The organism is Solwaraspora sp. WMMD792 (assembly GCF_029626105.1).
Taxonomy (GTDB): Bacteria; Actinomycetota; Actinomycetes; order Mycobacteriales; family Micromonosporaceae; genus Micromonospora_E.
The window spans coordinates 1,117,383-1,132,342 of record NZ_JARUBH010000009.1; the positions used below are offsets into that span (position 1 = coordinate 1,117,383).

The 14,960-nt window shown below is 71.8% G+C and carries 18 protein-coding genes; 9 read left to right on the forward strand and 9 right to left on the reverse strand.

The genetic code is table 11. From position 1 onward, the window contains the following. Positions 1 to 7: 7 nt before the first annotated feature. From O7629_RS06640 to O7629_RS06655, 4 genes are all read right to left on the reverse strand, one after another. Positions 8 to 511, reverse strand: a complete 504-nt coding sequence (locus tag O7629_RS06640) for an SRPBCC family protein (protein WP_278168147.1) — start codon at positions 509 to 511, stop codon at positions 8 to 10. Then, on the reverse strand, positions 508 to 894 hold the full coding sequence (locus tag O7629_RS06645; protein ID WP_278168148.1) for a metalloregulator ArsR/SmtB family transcription factor: 387 nt from the start codon (positions 892 to 894) through the stop codon (positions 508 to 510). The genes O7629_RS06640 and O7629_RS06645 overlap by 4 nt, the downstream gene beginning before the upstream one ends. 170 nt (positions 895 to 1,064) lie before the next feature. Further along, positions 1,065 to 1,295, reverse strand: coding sequence for a hypothetical protein (locus O7629_RS06650; RefSeq protein WP_123604458.1), 231 nt, complete (start codon positions 1,293 to 1,295; stop codon positions 1,065 to 1,067). A 242-nt stretch (positions 1,296 to 1,537) separates the two neighbouring features. Beyond that, on the reverse strand, positions 1,538 to 3,226 hold the full coding sequence (locus tag O7629_RS06655; RefSeq protein ID WP_278168149.1) for an RNA polymerase sigma factor: 1,689 nt from the start codon (positions 3,224 to 3,226) through the stop codon (positions 1,538 to 1,540). 360 nt (positions 3,227 to 3,586) lie between these two features. Here O7629_RS06655 and O7629_RS06660 point away from each other — a divergent pair, with 360 nt between their 5' ends. Next, the gene (locus O7629_RS06660) at positions 3,587 to 4,399 is read left to right on the forward strand and encodes an inositol monophosphatase family protein (protein ID WP_278174433.1); all 813 of its coding nucleotides are present in this window, start codon (positions 3,587 to 3,589) and stop codon (positions 4,397 to 4,399) included. A gap of 31 nt (positions 4,400 to 4,430) precedes the next feature. Here the strand turns inward: O7629_RS06660 and O7629_RS06665 are convergent, their stop codons facing one another. Continuing rightward, positions 4,431 to 4,949, reverse strand: coding sequence for a LytR C-terminal domain-containing protein (locus O7629_RS06665; RefSeq protein WP_278168150.1), 519 nt, complete (start codon positions 4,947 to 4,949; stop codon positions 4,431 to 4,433). A 435-nt stretch (positions 4,950 to 5,384) separates the two neighbouring features. Here O7629_RS06665 and O7629_RS06670 point away from each other — a divergent pair, with 435 nt between their 5' ends. Continuing rightward, positions 5,385 to 5,681, forward strand: coding sequence for a DUF4193 domain-containing protein (locus tag O7629_RS06670; RefSeq protein ID WP_123600728.1), 297 nt, complete (start codon positions 5,385 to 5,387; stop codon positions 5,679 to 5,681). A 95-nt stretch (positions 5,682 to 5,776) separates the two neighbouring features. Beyond that, positions 5,777 to 6,601, forward strand: a complete 825-nt coding sequence (locus O7629_RS06675) for a hypothetical protein (protein WP_278168151.1) — start codon at positions 5,777 to 5,779, stop codon at positions 6,599 to 6,601. A gap of 10 nt (positions 6,602 to 6,611) precedes the next feature. On the opposite strand, the gene O7629_RS06680 is transcribed toward O7629_RS06675, so the two are convergent. Further along, positions 6,612 to 7,169: a DUF3093 domain-containing protein gene (locus O7629_RS06680; RefSeq protein ID WP_278168152.1), complete on the reverse strand. Its 558-nt coding sequence runs from the start codon at positions 7,167 to 7,169 to the stop codon at positions 6,612 to 6,614. Between the two features lie 97 nt (positions 7,170 to 7,266). Between O7629_RS06680 and dut the strand changes: the two genes are divergently transcribed. The 4 genes from dut to O7629_RS06700 all read left to right on the forward strand — a co-directional run bounded on the left by dut (position 7,267) and on the right by O7629_RS06700 (position 9,732). Then, positions 7,267 to 7,764 carry a dUTP diphosphatase gene (dut, locus tag O7629_RS06685; protein WP_278168153.1) on the forward strand — a complete coding sequence of 166 codons (498 nt, stop codon included), beginning with the start codon at positions 7,267 to 7,269 and terminating at the stop codon, positions 7,762 to 7,764. Between the two features lie 31 nt (positions 7,765 to 7,795). Beyond that, a complete protein-coding gene (locus tag O7629_RS06690) occupies positions 7,796 to 8,434 on the forward strand; it encodes a DUF3710 domain-containing protein (RefSeq protein ID WP_278168154.1) in 639 nt (212 codons plus the stop codon). Positions 8,435 to 8,618: 184 nt separating this feature from the next. Beyond that, positions 8,619 to 8,999 carry an OB-fold nucleic acid binding domain-containing protein gene (locus tag O7629_RS06695; protein ID WP_278168155.1) on the forward strand — a complete coding sequence of 127 codons (381 nt, stop codon included), beginning with the start codon at positions 8,619 to 8,621 and terminating at the stop codon, positions 8,997 to 8,999. Between the two features lie 49 nt (positions 9,000 to 9,048). Further along, the gene (locus tag O7629_RS06700) at positions 9,049 to 9,732 is read left to right on the forward strand and encodes a DUF3159 domain-containing protein (RefSeq protein ID WP_278168156.1); all 684 of its coding nucleotides are present in this window, start codon (positions 9,049 to 9,051) and stop codon (positions 9,730 to 9,732) included. 37 nt (positions 9,733 to 9,769) lie between these two features. Here the strand turns inward: O7629_RS06700 and O7629_RS06705 are convergent, their stop codons facing one another. Then, complete coding sequence (locus tag O7629_RS06705; RefSeq protein WP_278168157.1) at positions 9,770 to 10,504, reverse strand: TrkA family potassium uptake protein; 735 nt, start codon at positions 10,502 to 10,504, stop codon at positions 9,770 to 9,772. After that, positions 10,504 to 11,169 carry a TrkA family potassium uptake protein gene (locus O7629_RS06710; RefSeq protein WP_278168158.1) on the reverse strand — a complete coding sequence of 222 codons (666 nt, stop codon included), beginning with the start codon at positions 11,167 to 11,169 and terminating at the stop codon, positions 10,504 to 10,506. The genes O7629_RS06705 and O7629_RS06710 overlap by 1 nt, the downstream gene beginning before the upstream one ends. Positions 11,170 to 11,344: 175 nt before the next feature. Between O7629_RS06710 and O7629_RS06715 the strand changes: the two genes are divergently transcribed. Both O7629_RS06715 and O7629_RS06720 read left to right on the forward strand, forming a co-directional pair. Then, positions 11,345 to 13,471 carry an APC family permease gene (locus O7629_RS06715; protein ID WP_278168159.1) on the forward strand — a complete coding sequence of 709 codons (2,127 nt, stop codon included), beginning with the start codon at positions 11,345 to 11,347 and terminating at the stop codon, positions 13,469 to 13,471. Between the two features lie 22 nt (positions 13,472 to 13,493). After that, positions 13,494 to 14,813, forward strand: coding sequence for a TRAM domain-containing protein (locus O7629_RS06720; RefSeq protein WP_278168160.1), 1,320 nt, complete (start codon positions 13,494 to 13,496; stop codon positions 14,811 to 14,813). Here O7629_RS06720 and O7629_RS06725 read toward each other — a convergent pair. Continuing rightward, positions 14,791 to 14,925 (reverse strand): hypothetical protein, encoded by a 135-nt coding sequence (locus O7629_RS06725; protein WP_278168161.1) that lies wholly within the window; start codon positions 14,923 to 14,925, stop codon positions 14,791 to 14,793. The two genes, O7629_RS06720 and O7629_RS06725, sit on opposite strands and share 23 nt — an antisense overlap. Positions 14,926 to 14,960: the final 35 nt, after the last annotated feature.

Below are 14,960 nucleotides of genomic sequence, written 5' to 3' on the forward strand. Positions count from 1 at the left end.
GTGCCGGTCAGCCGGTCGCCAGCAGGTGGTCCAGCTTCTCGTACCCCTCGCGGACGCCGTGCTCCATCCCGCTGGCCAGCATCTGGTCGCGAGCGACCAGGTTCTCGACCAGCGACAGTACGGTGACCCGGGTACCGCCGTCCGGCAGGTCCTCGAAGGTGGCGGTGTCCAGGCTGACCCCGTCGGGCACCCCGTCGTAGGTGAAGGTCTGCACCAGCCGCTCGTCGGGGCGTACCTCGTGGAAGGAACCGTAGAATCCGGCGATCTGCTCGCCGTCGCGCCAGTTCGCGTAGCGGTAGCTGCCGCCGGTGCGGCCGTCCCAGTGTTCGATCCGCAGTTCCAGGTCCTTCGGGCCGAGCCACTGGCTGACCAGGTCGGGGTCGATCCAGGCGCGGAACACCCGGGTCCGGGGCGCGGCGAAGTCGCGGATGATCCGGATCCAGGGCAGGTCGGGGTGCGCCTCGATGCGGGTACGGGCGGTCGGGTCGTCGGTCGTGGTCGTGGCTTTCACGCTGCTCCTTGCTGTTCGGGGTCGACTCCGTGGGTGCTGTGCCGGTCGGTGGTCGGCTGGTCGTCGTCCAGCGCGGCCAGTACGGCGTCCAGCCGGCTGAACCGCTCCTCCGCGCGTTGGCGGTACCGGTCGAGCCACCGGGACACCAGGTCGAAGACCTCGGCTTCCAGGTGGCAGGGCCGCCGCTGGGCGTCCTGGCTGCGACTGACCAGGCCGGCGTCCTCAAGCACCTTGATGTGCCGGGAGACCGCCTGCACGGAGATGTCGTAGGGCGCGGCCAGTTGGTTGACGGTGGCGTCGCCGTCGGTCAGCCGGGTGACGATGTCCCGGCGGGTCGGATCGGCCAGCGCCGCGAACACCCGCGACAGCTGGTCCTCGCTCACCCGGCACCTCCCTGTTGTTCAACCTTCTGGTTGAACAAGAGGGTATGCTGATCCCGGGCAGCTTCGCAACAACTTGGTTGAATAAGCAGCTGGCGCGGCCAAAAAGAAGGGCTGGGCCCCACCGTCCGGTGGGGCCCAGCCGTCGTCGCTGTCCAGGTGGTCTCGTCGTGTCAGTTGGCCATCAGATCGGCGCCACGCCAAGTGAACTCAGGGTCGGCCTTGAACTGCACCGCGATCTTGACGAGATCGTCGGCGTACTTGTTGGCGTGGTGTCCGCAGAACACCAACTCGCTGCCGCCCGCCAAGGTCACCCGTAGTTTGCCGGCCGCGTTGCACCGGTCGCACCGTTCATCGGCGCCTAGGGCATCCACCGTCTCCGGAGGCGTGAGAGTCGGGGTCATCGCCTTCCTCCTCTGGTCGTCACCGATGAACACACTCTTCGGTCTGTCACCCATCGTCCAACACCGGCGGGGGTCCCCGCCTTCCCGATGTGCCCCCGGGGGACCGGGCTCACACCTGGTAGGCACAGTGTGCCGTGAACCAAGGGTGCCACGTCAACGATCACCGCCGGGTAACGCCGTGATGACCTGGGCTTGGTAGACGCCAAGTGACCAAAGTTACACATTGGGTTGTCCTGAACCGGTCAGTCCAAGTAGTCCCGGAGCACCTGTGAACGTGACGGGTGTCGCAACTTGGACATCGTCTTGGACTCGATCTGGCGGATCCGTTCCCGGGTGACCCCGTAGACCTGTCCGATCTCGTCCAGCGTCCGCGGCTGCCCGTCGGTGAGACCGAACCGCAACCTGACCACCCCGGCCTCGCGTTCCGACAGGGTCTGCAGCACCTGCTGCAGCTGGTCCTGCAGCAACGAGAAGGAGACCGCGTCCACCGCCACCACGGCTTCGGAGTCCTCGATGAAGTCACCGAGCTGGCTGTCGCCCTCGTCGCCGATGGTCTGGTCCAACGAGATGGGCTCCCGGGCGTACTGCTGAATCTCCAGCACCTTCTCCGGTGTGATGTCCATCTCCTTGGCCAGCTCCTCCGGCGTGGGCTCCCGGCCCAGGTCCTGCAGCAGCTCGCGTTGGATACGACCCAGCTTGTTGATCACCTCGACCATGTGCACCGGGATCCGGATGGTGCGGGCCTGGTCGGCCATGGCACGGGTGATGGCCTGGCGGATCCACCAGGTGGCGTAGGTGGAGAACTTGTAGCCCTTGGTGTAGTCGAACTTCTCGACGGCCCGGATCAGGCCGAGGTTGCCCTCCTGGATCAGGTCGAGGAAGGCCATCCCCCGACCGGTGTACCGCTTGGCCAGCGAGACCACCAGCCGCAGGTTCGCCTCCAGCAGGTGGTTCTTGGCCCGCTCCCCGTCCCGGGAGATCCAGCCCAGGTCCCGGGTCAGCTGGGTGGGCATCTTCTGGTCGCTCTCGTCGGCGGCCCGCAGTCGCTCCGCCGCGTACAGCCCGGCCTCGATCCGCTTGGCCAGCTCGACTTCCTGCTCGGCGTTGAGCAGCGGCACCTTGCCGATCTGCTTCAGGTACGCCCGGACCGAGTCGGCCGAGGCGGTCAGCTCGGCGTCCCGGCGGGCCTGCTTGAGCGCCTCGGACTCCTCGTCGTCCCACTCGAAGTCGTTGTCCCGGGTGGCGTCGGCCTCGGCCGCCTGGGCGAGCTCGGCCGGCTCCTCCACCACGACGTCCTCGATCTCTGCCGCGAGTGTCTCCGGATCGATCTCCTCGTCCGGCGTGTCCGGGTTGTTGCCGTCCTTCGCTGTGGCCTTGCCCGCCTTGGCCGGGGCCTTGCCGGCCGGCGTGGCGCCGGCGGCCTTGGCCGGGGCGGCACCACCGGCCGCCTTGGCGGCCCGGGTCCGGGTGCTCTTCGGCGCGGGCTTCGCGGCGGGCTTGGCCGCCGACTCCTCGGCCGGGGTGCCGTTCTGCGCTGCGGCCGGCACCGCCGCCGTGGTGGCCTTGCGGGTGGTGGCCTTTTTCGCCGGCACAGCCACCGCCGGGGCCGGCTCGTCGGGGCCCGGCGCCTGTTTCGGGGCGGTCGGGGCCCGACGGGTGGTCTTGGCCGTGGTGGCTTTGGACGCCGGGGTGGCGGACCGGGCCGCGGCGACCCGGCGTCGGGTACTGGCCGAGCCGTCCACCACGACGGTGACGCCGGCGTCGGCGAGCGCGCGGAGAATCTTCTTGGCTTGGGCCGGAGTCACTTCGGCGGACTCAACCGTCCGTGCGACCTCGGCCGACGTTAGCTGACCGCCGGCCTGTTCGGCATGGGCGATCAGGGTGTCGGTTAGCGAGCGTACGTCGGCGCCGGTGTGGCGGAGTTCTGTCACGAATGACCTTCCGGAGGCGATGAACGAGCACGGCCGGACCGGCCACCGCAGCGCGGAGCGACGTGCCGGTTGTGATTGTGTCCCCCCGCGACCGCTCCACCGGCCGGACCGGCTGACCGTGACACGAGGGCAGGCGTGAATTGTAACGCCGTTTGTGGGGATCATCCCGCCACGCGCGAGCCAGCCGCCGGTCGGGGGCCACCGACATGGAACGAACGTGGACTTTGACAGGATGTTACCCCTGCCGTACGGGTGATTGTCGCTGACCACCCGGCCGAGGCGGCCACCCGGTCCCCGGCCGGCCCTCGCGGGTCCGTCAGCGGGGCCGGCGACCGGGCGTACGGCGGAGAAGGGGAGACGATGGCGGAGCGGACACCCGAACCGGACCACCTGTTGGAGATCGCGGTCGACGTCGCGCGGGCGGCGGCGCGTACCGCGGCCGAGATGCGCCGGGCCGGGGTCTCCGGGCTGGCCACCAAGAGCACCGCGACCGACGTGGTCACCGCCGCGGACCGAGCGGTCGAACGGCAGGCCGTCGCGGCGCTGCGCGAGCGGCGCCCGACCGACTCCGTGCTGGGCGAGGAGTACGGCGACTCCGCCCCGGCCGGGGGCCGGGTGCGCTGGATCCTCGACCCGATCGACGGCACGGTGAACTACCTGTACGGGCTGCCGAACTACGCCGTGTCGCTCGCCGCTGAGGTGGACGGCGAAGTGGTCGCGGGAGTGGTGCGCAACGCCGCCACCGGGGCCGAATGGACCGCCGTGCGGGGCGGCGGTGCCTACCGCGACGGGCGACGGCTGGCCGGCTCCGATCAGTCGGAGCTGGCCCAGGCCCTGGTCGCCACCGGGTTCGGCTACGACTCGGCGCGTCGGGTACACCAGGCGCAGGTGCTCGTCGGCCTGATACCGCACGTGCGGGACATCCGCCGGTTCGGCGCGGCGGCGATCGACCTGTGCCTGGCCGCCGAGGGCCAGGTCGACGCGTACTTCGAGAAGGGGCTCAACCCCTGGGACCACGCGGCGGGGGGTCTGGTGGCGGCGGAGGCGGGTCTGCTGGTCGCCGGACTGGCCGGGGCTCCGGTCGGCCCGCAGATGGTGGTGGCCGCCCCACCGGCGCTGTTCCCGGCGCTGCAGGGGCACCTGATCCGGTTGGACGCCGCCGGTGGGCCGTGACGCCCGGGTCGGTCAGTCCAGTCGCGGTCGGTCAGTCCTCGGGCGCGGCGCAGGTCTGCGGCGGCAGCACCGGCTTGCCCAGTGCCGCCAGTGACTGGTTCACCTCGGTGGTGGTCGCCAGTTGCCGGAAGGCGTTGCCGATGACCACGTCCACGATGTCGTCCTCGCGGGCCGGGTCGTACTCGGTCCTGGCCTGGTCGAGGAAGTAGGCGCGCATCAGGTGGGCGGAGCCGACCGCCTCGGGGCCGTACCGCAGTACGGCCACGTCGTCGATCCGCCGGCCCTCCGGGTCGTTGGCCGCCTCCTCGATCTGGAAGTTGCGGTTGCTCAGATCGTCGGCGATGTTGGTGGCGAGCCCGCTGGTGTCGGTCGCATTGTAGACATTGAGCCGGACGTCCTTGGCCTCCCGTAGCTGGACGTCGGCCAGGGCCCAGCCGTCCGGGCAGGCGGTCGCGGTGGCCTCGCCACCCTGGCTGTCGCGGACCATCGCGACGATGACGAAGACCAGGGCGAACACGACAAGTCCACCGATGACGACGAGCGCTCGCACGCGCGCAAAGCTCATGGATCTGGCCCCCTGCGAGGTGTGGCGGTGCCGGGTGTCGGCCCGCCGCACTGGCGAGTACCGAGTATGCCCGCCGAGGTTAGCGGTTGTCCGGACGGCACGGTAAACAGCTCGCCGTCCGGCCGGCGTGCCGGCGCCGATCGGCCGGCGGGTACCCCTATCTTCGTGTCGCCTGAGTCACACTGGGAACAACTTCCGGCGTCTGGGCGTACATCAGTCCCACAAGGGCGGTATACATGCGTCGGCCAGAGAGGGGTAAGGTACCGCGCTCGCGGGGGGAGTTTCCTGCGGCAACCGCAAAACGGCGCAAAACGGGACGTTTCGCCGGGATGTGGTCCCACCAAGGCTCGCATGGGAACCGAAATACCGTCGTCCGGCGTTATCACCGGAAGCGACTGAACGATACGGGAGAGTGAACCGATGGCCACCGACTACGACGCTCCGCGTCGCGACGAGGTCGACCTCGGCGAGGACAGCCTGGAGGAGCTCAAGGCACGGCGCGTCGACTCACAGTCGGGCGCCGTCGATGTGGACGAAGCCGAGGTGGCCGAGAGCTTCGAGCTGCCCGGTGCCGACCTGGCGGACGAGGAACTGACGGTGAAGGTGCTGCCGATGCAGTCGGACGAGTTCCGCTGCGCGCGCTGCTTCCTGGTCCACCACCGCAGCCAACTCGCCGTCGAGCGCAACAACGAGCTGATCTGTCGCGAGTGCACCTGACGACAAACGGGGGGAAGAGGGGGACACGCGGCGACCTCGACACGAGGTCGCCGCAGTCGCCGTGACCGCGTCCGGCCGTCGGCTCTGGAGGCAGCATGACCGATCCCGACCGTTCCGCGCCGGACGGCGACCGGGCCGGGACCGACCGGTTCGCCGCCACAGTGGCCGAACTGACCGGGGACGCGACTCCGCCGGTCGACCGGCGACGCCTGCTCGGGCGGCTCGTGGAACAACTGCGTCGGCGCGGCGTGACCGAGCTGTTCAAGCCGGCGGCGGCGGGCCGGTGGCTGGTCCAGGCGGTGGCCGACGTCGCCCCGTACCTCCCGGTCCGCGACCTGGCCACGTTGCGCCGGCACCATCCGGGCCTCGACGACGAGGAACTGGCCGAGCGGTTGATCCGCAACGCCAGCCGGGTCAGCGCCGGGATCGGCGCGGCGGGTGGCGGCGTCTCGGCGGTCCAGTGGACCGTCACCCCGACCCTGCTGTCCGCGCCGGTACTGCTGGCTGCCGAGACGGTCGCCGTCGTGGCCGTGGAGCTCAAACTGGTCGGCGAGCTGCACCAGGTGTACGGCGTACCGGTGCCCGGCGCCGGCACGGAACGCGCCGTCAACATGATCCACGCCTGGGCCAACCAGCGGGGCGTCAACCCGATGGTGCCCGGTGTCGGAGTGGGCGCGGTGCTCGGTACCGCGGCCCGTCGCGAGCTGGGCGAGCTGCTGCTCCGCCGGTTCGGCCGCAACCTCACCACCCTCGGCCCGTTCCTGACCGGCGCGGCGGTGGCCAGCTACCTCAACCGTCGGGCGACCCGGGCTCTCGCCGACCGCGTCCGCGCCGACCTGCGCAGCCAGCGGCGGGCGCTCGGTCTGATGCATCCGCCGGCTCCACCGGCGATCGGGGGCGTGCGCCCACGGCCCGAATGATCCGGGCGTCTCAGCTGGCCGGCGGGTCGGCAGTGGCGCCGCCATCCGTCGCGCGGTCACCGGTCGCGCCGGCTGCCTGGCTCTGCTGGGCGGCGCGGATCTCGCCGGCCAACCGGACCGGGTCCCGGGTGCTCACCACCCAGTACGGCGTGGGGTCCGCCGGATCGTCCAGTACGACCTGTACGGCGCCGGCGATCCACGGCCGTTGGATGACGAACGCCAGTGGGTCGGCGCCTACTCCGAGCAGTTCCCGGCGCCCGTCCCCGTCCAGGGCGACGACCTCGGCGACGTACCGCAGGGGAAGTCGGGCGTCGTCGACCTGAAGTTCGTCCGAGGTGACCCGGATCGGGATTCGCCCCAGCCACCACAGGCCGGCGACGGTCGACGGCAGCAGCACACTGAACGGCAGCCAGGCCCGGACCCCGGAGGTGCCCATCCAGACCTCGGCCGCCAGGAAGGCCGCGAGCGCCGACCCGCCCACCCAGAGCCACCACGGCAGGCGGAGTCGCTCCCGGTAGTGCACGACGGCCCGGTACGGTGTGTCGGGTTCGGCGGAAGCGGGTGCCACGTCGTCCGAGGGTACGGGCCCGGCAGCGGGGTGTGTTCGGCGGCCTGTGGTCTGCAGAGGTCGTCCCGGTCGGCGGTGGCGGAGAGGGTGGGGGTCCATGTCTGACACGGTGCGGGTGGCGGTACGCCGGCTCGATCCGGGTCTGCCGGTGCCGGGCTACGCCCATCCGGGCGACGCCGGAGCCGATCTGTACGCCGCCGAGGACGCCGAGTTGGCGCCCGGCGCGCGGGCGCTGGTGCGTACCGGGGTGGCGGTCGCGTTGCCGGCCGGGTACGTCGGGCTGGTCCACCCCCGCTCCGGCCTCGCCGCGCGGCTGGGCGTCACCGTGCTGAACGCCCCCGGTACGGTCGACGCGGGCTACCGCGGTGAGATCCTGGTGAACCTGATCAACCACGATCTGTCCCGGCCGGCCCGGATCTGTCGAGGTGACCGGATAGCGCAACTTGTGATACAACGCGTCGAAACAGCAGAGTTCTCTGTCGTTGACGAGTTGCCCGACTCGGCGCGAGGTTCCGCCGGGCACGGCTCGACCGGCGGCCATGCCGGCCTGTCCGTCGTGGCCCAGCCGACCCCGGCCGAACCGGCAGCCCGCTGACCAACGACAGCACATACGGAAGGTTGGCATCGTGGTCTTCTCCCGCGGCCGCGGGCGCGGCCGGCACGCGCAGGACGGACCCGTCGGTCCCGAGACCGACGACCTGGCGCCCGGCAACCCGACGCAGGGCCCGTACGACGTGACCGAGGCCCCGACCGGCGTCCGCCGGCTCGACCTGGGCAGCCTGCAGATCCCCGCGATCGAAGGGGTCGAGGTCCGGGTGCAGGCCAACCCCGACGGGGCGATCCAGCAGGTGGTCCTCGCCAACCGGGGCAGCGCGCTGCAGCTCGGGGTCTTCGCCGCACCGCGTACCGAGGGCATCTGGGACGAGGTGCGCGTCGAGATCACCGAATCGCTGCGCCGCGACGGGGCGACCGTCCGGGAGACCACCGGCGAGTACGGCCCTGAGCTGCTGGCCCAGGTGCGTACTCCGGACGGCGGCACCGACCTGCGGTTCGTCGGCATCGACGGACCACGCTGGATGGTGCGGGCGCTGTTCCAGGGCCCGGCCGCCGTGGACCCGGCGGCCGCCGCGACGCTCACCGAGGTGCTGCGCGGGTTGGTCGTCGACCGCGGCCAGGAGGCGAAGCCGGTACGCGAACCGCTGCCGCTGCGGCTGCCCCGCGAGCTCGCCGAGCAGGCGCGGCAGTCGCCGCCGGCCACGCCGTAGCGCGCCGCCGCCATGCCGTAAGCCGTCTCCGGCCATGCCGTAGCGGCACCGGCGGGTCGGGCGCACCGATGGCCGGGCGCACCGGCCAGTTGGCCGGTGCCGGTCGCGGCGTACCCTGGTGGGGCGGTCCGCACCCGACGTGGATCCGCGCCGCACCGGCGACGTCGAGGAGGGGCAGACGGTCATGGCGATCGATGAACGCCGTCCGTCGCTGCGCCGGTTCCTGCGCCGGCTCGCCGCCACCGAAGCCGAGCTGGACGCCGAACAGCTACAGCGGGAGAGCGCCGAGTGCGGAGCTACCCCCGCCGGGCAGTGTCACCGCGGCGAGGTTGTCTCGGTCTCCGGTCGGCTCCGTACCGTGGTCTACTGCCCTCGGACCAACCTGCCGAGCCTGGAGGCCGACCTCTACGACGGTAGCGACGTCGTCACCCTGGTCTGGCTGGGCCGGCGACGGATCGCCGGTATCGAACCGGGTCGCCAGCTCACCGCCCGCGGCCGGGTCGCGGTCCGCGACGACCGTAAGGTGATCTACAACCCGCACTACGAGTTGGAATCCCCCCGGTGAGCCGGCCGGTCACGTCCGGCGCCGCCACCAACAAAGGAAGGCGGTGCCGATGACCTCTGGACAGCACCCCCCGGCAGCCGGCAGTGACGACGAGGAACGCCTGCCGAGCATCACCGAGCAGATGGCCGAGCAGCTCGGCGGCTGGCGCGGGCTCGTCGAGTCGAGCGTGCCGATCGCCGTCTTCGTGGTCTGCAACGTCATCTGGGACCTGTCGGTGGCGCTGATCGCCGCGGTGAGTGTCGCGGTCGGTATCGCGGTGGTCCGGCTGCTGCAGCGCCGTCCGATCCGGCACGCGGTCAACGGGCTGTTCGGCATCGGCATCGGTGCCCTGCTCGCCTGGCGGACCGGCGAGGAACGCGACTTCTACCTGCCGGGCATCCTGTACGGCATCGGCTACGGGCTGGCCCTGCTCGGCTCAGTGGTGATCCGCCAACCGCTGGTCGGCTGGATCTGGTCGGTGCTCGCGGCAGGTGGCCGGTCCGAGTGGCGCGCCGACCCCGTGCTGATCCGCACCTTCAACCGGCTGACCGTGCTCTGGGGCGTCGTCTGGCTGCTCAAGGTCGGTGTGCAGGCCGGCTTCTACCTGGCCTCGATGGAGACCGCGCTGGGCGTCTCCCGGCTGCTGCTCGGTTATCCGCCGTACGCGGTGCTGCTGGCGATCACCATCTGGGTGGTCCGCCGGGTCAACCGTGAGCGCCACGACTCCGGACCGGTGCTGGCCGCCTCGAACTGACGCCCGCCCGCTCGTCCGTCCGCTGGCTGGCTGGGGCTTAGTCCTGCGGTGCCGGTTGCCCGTCGCGGACCGGCGCCGGCGGTTGGTCGCCGCGCCGGGTGCGGGCCACGCTGTCCGCCCCGAGGACCACCGCCCGGACGTCGTCCTCCACCTCAGCGGTGCAGACGAAGACGAGTTCGTCACCGGGTTCGAGCGGGTCGTCCGGGCCCGGGGTCAGCACCCGCTTGCCCCGGACGATCGCCACCAGGGCGGAGTCGCGGGGCAGCGGCACGGTGCGGACGGCGTGCCCGACGTACGGGGCGTCGGTCGGTAGGGTGATCTCCACCAGGTTCGCCTCACCCTGCCGGAAGGTCATCAGCCGGACCAGGTCGCCGACCGTCACCGCCTCCTCGACCAGCGCCGCCATCACCCGTGGCTTGCTGACCGCCACGTCAACGCCCCACTGCTCGGTGAACAGCCACTCGTTCTCGGCCCGGTTCACCCGCGCCACCACCCGGGGGACGCTGAACTCCGTCTTGGCCAGCAGCGAGACCACCAGGTTCACCTTGTCGTCACCGGTGGCCGCGACGACCACGTCGTACAAGCTCAGCTCGACGTCCTCCAGGCTGGCCACCTCGCACGCGTCGGCCAACACCCAGTCGGCCTCCGGCACCCGGTCCGGCAGGAACAGCGCGGGATTACGTTCGATGAGGGTCACCTGATGGCCGTTGCCGATCAGTTCCTGGGCGATGGAGCGGCCGACGTTGCCGGCACCCGCGATGGCCACCCGCATCACCGGGCTCCTTCCGGCAGGCTGCTGGCGGTCAACGTGACGGCGTCGGCGATGTCGTCGGTGACCAGCATGAAGACCTGATCACCCTCCTGCAGCACGGTGGACGGGGTCGGCAGCGTGCCGATTCCGAACCGCATCAGGTACGCCGCCCGGGTGCCGGCCGCCCGCTCCAGCGCCTGCAGCGGCCGCCCGATCCACTCCCGGTGCAGTGGCACCTCGACGATCGAGACCGTGCTGGTCGGGTCCCGGAAGATCTCCACGTGCCCCTCGGGGACCAGGTGACGCAGCATCCGGTCGGCGGTCCACCGTACGGTCGCCACCGTCGGGATGCCGAGCCGTTCGTAGACCTCGGCCCGCCGCTGGTCGTAGATCCGGGCGGCGACCCGGGACACGCCGAACGTCTCGCGGGCCAGCCGGGCCGAGATGATGTTGGAGTTGTCGCCGCTGGAGACTGCGGCGAACGCGTCGGCCTGCTCGATCCCGGCGGACTGCAGCACGTCGCGGTCGTAGCCGGAGCCGGTGACCCGGGTGCCGGCGAAGTCGTTGGGCAGCCGCCGGAACGCGTTGGCGTCCTTGTCGATCACCGCGACCGAGTGGCCGCGGTCCTCCAGGTTGTGTGCCAGGGTCGAGCCGACCCGGCCGCAACCCATGATCACGACGTGCACCTGCGCCCTCCCGCCGGGCGATCCGCCGGACACGTGCCGGTACGGTCGCCACGTTCACCTGCCAGCCTGCCACGCGGCGGCCGGATGACGCGCCGACCGTACCGTGCCGGCGGGCGGGCCGCGTGATCAGCCACCCGGATTCGTCGGGAGCCGGACGGCCGTACCCTTAGCGCTTGTGGCCAGTCCGACCTCCCTGATCAAACGGCTGCTGCTGGGCCGGCCGTTCCGGTCCGACCGGCTCCAGCACACCCTGCTGCCCAAGCGGGTGGCGCTGCCGGTCTTCTCGTCCGACGCGCTCTCCTCGGTGGCGTACGCGCCGGACGAGATCCTGCTGACCCTGTCCATCGCCGGGGCGGCCGCGTTCGTCTACTCGCCGTGGGTCACTCTGGCGGTGGCGGTGGTGATGGTCACCGTGGTCGCCAGCTACCGGCAGAACGTGCACGCCTACCCGTCGGGCGGCGGCGACTACGAGGTGGCCAGCGTCAACCTCGGCCCTCGGTTCGGCGTCGGGGTGGCCAGCGCCCTGCTGATCGACTACGTCCTCACCGTCGCCGTCTCGGTCGCCTCCGGGGTGGCCAACCTGGGCTCGGTGCTGCCGTTCGTGGCCGAGCACAAGGTGCCGGTGGCGGTGGCCGCCATCGTCCTGCTCACCGCCCTCAACCTGCGCGGGGTGCGCGAGTCCGGGCGGATGTTCGCCGTCCCGACGTACGGCTTCGTCATCGTGATCACCGCGGTGATCGCCACCGGCCTGATCCGGATCTTCATCCTCGGGCACGACCTGCGCGCGCCCAGCGCGGACCTGGTCATCGCCGCCGAATGGGTCGACCTGACCGGCTTCGCGATGGCGTTCCTGCTGCTGAGGGCCTTCTCGTCGGGCTGCGCGGCGTTGACCGGGGTGGAGGCGATCTCCAACGGGGTGCCGGCGTTTCGCCCACCGAAGAGCCGCAACGCGGCCACCACCCTGGTGCTGCTCGGCGCGCTGTCGGTGACCATGATCGCCGGGATCATCTGGTTGGCCCAGCTCACCGGGCTGCAGTTCGTGGAGAACCCGGCGCTGCAGATCGAGTCCGGCCCGGACGGCTACGTGCAGAAGACGGTGGTGGCCCAACTGGCCGAGACCGTCTTCGGCTCCGGTGTGCTGCTCTTCGTCGCCGCCGGGGTGACCGCGCTGATCCTGTTCCTCGCCGCGAACACCGCGTTCAGCGGTTTCCCGGTGCTCGGCTCGATCCTCGCCCAGGACCGGTACCTGCCCCGCCAACTGCACACCCGGGGCGACCGGCTGGCGTTCAGCAACGGCATCCTGTTCCTCGCCGGCTTTGCGATCGTGCTGACCGTGGTGCTGCAGGCCGAGGTGACCCGGCTGATCCAGCTCTACATCGTCGGGGTGTTCGTCTCGTTCACCCTGTCCCAGGCCGGCATGCTGCGGCACTGGAACCGGCGGCTGCGTACCGAGCGGGACCCGGCGGTCCGCCGTCGGATGCACCGGGCGCGGGCGATCAACGGATTCGGCATGACGCTGACCGGCGCCGTCCTGGTCGTCGTGCTGGTCACCAAGTTCGCCCTCGGCGCGTGGATCGCGATCGCCGCGATGGCCGGCGTGTACGCGCTGATGCTGGGCATCCGTCGGCACTACGACACGGTGGCCCGGGAACTCACCCCGGCCGAGGGCCGGCCGGTGCTGCCCGCCCGCAACCACGCCGTGGTGCTGGTCAGCAAGGTCCACCTGCCGACGCTGCGGGCGGTCGCGTACGCCCAGGCCACCCGCCCGGACTCGCTGGCCGCGCTCACCGTACGGGTGGACGACGCGGACACCCGCGCGGTGCAGGCCGAGTGGGACCGCCGTGAGCTGCCGGTGCCGCTGACCGTGGTCGACTCGCCGTACCGGGAGATCACCCGGCCGATCATCGACTACGTCAAGTCGGTGCGCCGCGACGCGCCGCGCGACGTGGTCACCGTGTTCATCCCCGAGTACGTGGTCGGCCACTGGTGGGAGAACCTGCTGCACAACCAGAGCGCGCTGCGGCTCAAGGGCCGGCTGCTGTTCGAACCGGGGGTGATGGTGACCAGCGTCCCATGGCAGCTGGCATCGAGCGTGGGCCGGGACCTGAGCCGGTACGACGAGTCGCTCAGTCGCGGCCCGGCGCGCGGTCCGCGCCCGATGCCCACTGATCCGATCGACCCGGTCGACCCGGACGATCTGGCTGTCGCGTCCGATCCGGCCGGGCCGACGGCGCCGGCGGATCCCGCCGGGTCGGGCGGCCAACGGCCGGCGTCGGAGGGGCAGGTACGCGGTGACCGGTGACGCCGTGAGTTCAGCAGGGGCCGTGAGTTCAGCACGGGCCGACCTGGCGGAAGGCGATCGGACGACGGTACGGGTGGGCGCTGTGGCGCACGGCGGGCACTGCGTCGCCCGGGTCGACGGCCAGGTGGTCTTCGTCCGGCACGCCCTGCCGGGCGAACTGGTCACCGTCGAGATCACCGAGACGCACCGGGGCTACCTGCGCGGTGACGCGGTGACCGTGCACGAACCGGCCCCGGACCGGGTCGAGCCGCCCTGCCGGTACGCCGGCCCTGGCCGCTGCGGCGGCTGCGATCTGCAGCACGTCACCGTGGCCGGTCAGCTGGCCTGGAAGGAGGCGGTGGTCCGGGAGCAGTTGCGGCGGCTCGGTGGACTGACCGAGGCCGAGGTCGACGGGTTGGCGCCGCAGGTCCGGGCGCTGCCGGGCGGACCGCTCGGCTGGCGGACCCGGGTGCGCTACACCGTCGACGCCGCGGACCGGGCCGGCCTGCTCAAGCACCGGTCACACGAGGTGGTGCCGGTGGACCGCTGCCTGATCGCCCACCCGACCGTGCAGGCGGCACCCGTGGTGCCGGCCAGCGGACGTCGGTGGCCGGGTGTCGACGCGGTCGAGGTGGTCGCCTCGGCCGCCGGCGAGGTCGTCGTCACCCCGGTCGGCGGGTCGGCACCCCAGCCGGCGGGGACGTCCGGCGCTGGGTCCGGTGCGCAGTCGGACCTGCCCGACGCGATGTCCGGCGTGGTGTCCGACACGCTGCCCGGTCCGGTGACGCAGATCACCGAATCTGCCGCCGGCCGCCGCTGGCGGCTGCCGGCCGGGGCGTTCTGGCAGGTGCACCCGGCGGCCGCCGATACCCTGGTCACCTCGGTGCTGGACCTGCTGCGTCCCCGTCCCGGCGAGTCGGCGTGGGACCTGTACGGCGGTGCCGGTCTGTTCGCCGCTGCGGTGGCCGGCCGGACCGGGCCGCACGGGCGGGTCACGATGGTCGAATCGTCGCCCGCCGGGGTGGCTGCGGCCCGACTCAACCTGGCCGACCTGCCCCGGATCGAGGTGGTCGCGGCCCGGGTGGAGACGGCGCTGACCCGCCGCCGGATCACCGGACCGGTCGACCTGGTGGTGCTCGATCCACCCCGGGCCGGTGCGGGCGCAAGGGCGGTCGCCGGGATCGCAGCGGCCACCCGGCGGGCCATCGCCTACGTCGCCTGCGACCCGGCCGCGCTCGCCCGGGACGTGCGCACCTTCCGCGACCTCGGCTGGTCGCTGACGGCGTTGCACGGCTACGACTGCTTCCCGATGACCCGGCACGTCGAGTGCGTCGCCCTGCTCACCCCGGCCGCCGGTCGATGACCCCGGTCGGACGGATCCGCCGGCCGGCCGCGCATCGGCCCGCCGGCAGGCCGCACGTCGACTGGTCGGCGGCGCTGCGCAGCGGCGCGATCCCGATAGACTCTGCGGTCATGGGCGGACGCCGTACGCGGGCCGGAGCGTACGCCG

Excerpts from the sequence above, each read along its gene's own strand:
- O7629_RS06650 (WP_123604458.1), bottom strand. The coding sequence starts at position 1,295 with ATGACCCCGACTCTCACGCCTCCGGAGACGGTGGATGCCCTAGGCGCC.
- O7629_RS06660 (WP_278174433.1), top strand. The coding sequence starts at position 3,587 with ATGGCGGAGCGGACACCCGAACCGGACCACCTGTTGGAGATCGCGGTC.
- O7629_RS06670 (WP_123600728.1), top strand. The coding sequence starts at position 5,385 with ATGGCCACCGACTACGACGCTCCGCGTCGCGACGAGGTCGACCTCGGC.
- O7629_RS06675 (WP_278168151.1), top strand. The coding sequence starts at position 5,777 with ATGACCGATCCCGACCGTTCCGCGCCGGACGGCGACCGGGCCGGGACC.
- dut (WP_278168153.1), top strand. The coding sequence starts at position 7,267 with ATGTCTGACACGGTGCGGGTGGCGGTACGCCGGCTCGATCCGGGTCTG.
- O7629_RS06695 (WP_278168155.1), top strand. The coding sequence starts at position 8,619 with ATGGCGATCGATGAACGCCGTCCGTCGCTGCGCCGGTTCCTGCGCCGG.
- O7629_RS06700 (WP_278168156.1), top strand. The coding sequence starts at position 9,049 with ATGACCTCTGGACAGCACCCCCCGGCAGCCGGCAGTGACGACGAGGAA.
- O7629_RS06705 (WP_278168157.1), bottom strand. The coding sequence starts at position 10,504 with ATGCGGGTGGCCATCGCGGGTGCCGGCAACGTCGGCCGCTCCATCGCC.
- O7629_RS06725 (WP_278168161.1), bottom strand. The coding sequence starts at position 14,925 with ATGACCGCAGAGTCTATCGGGATCGCGCCGCTGCGCAGCGCCGCCGAC.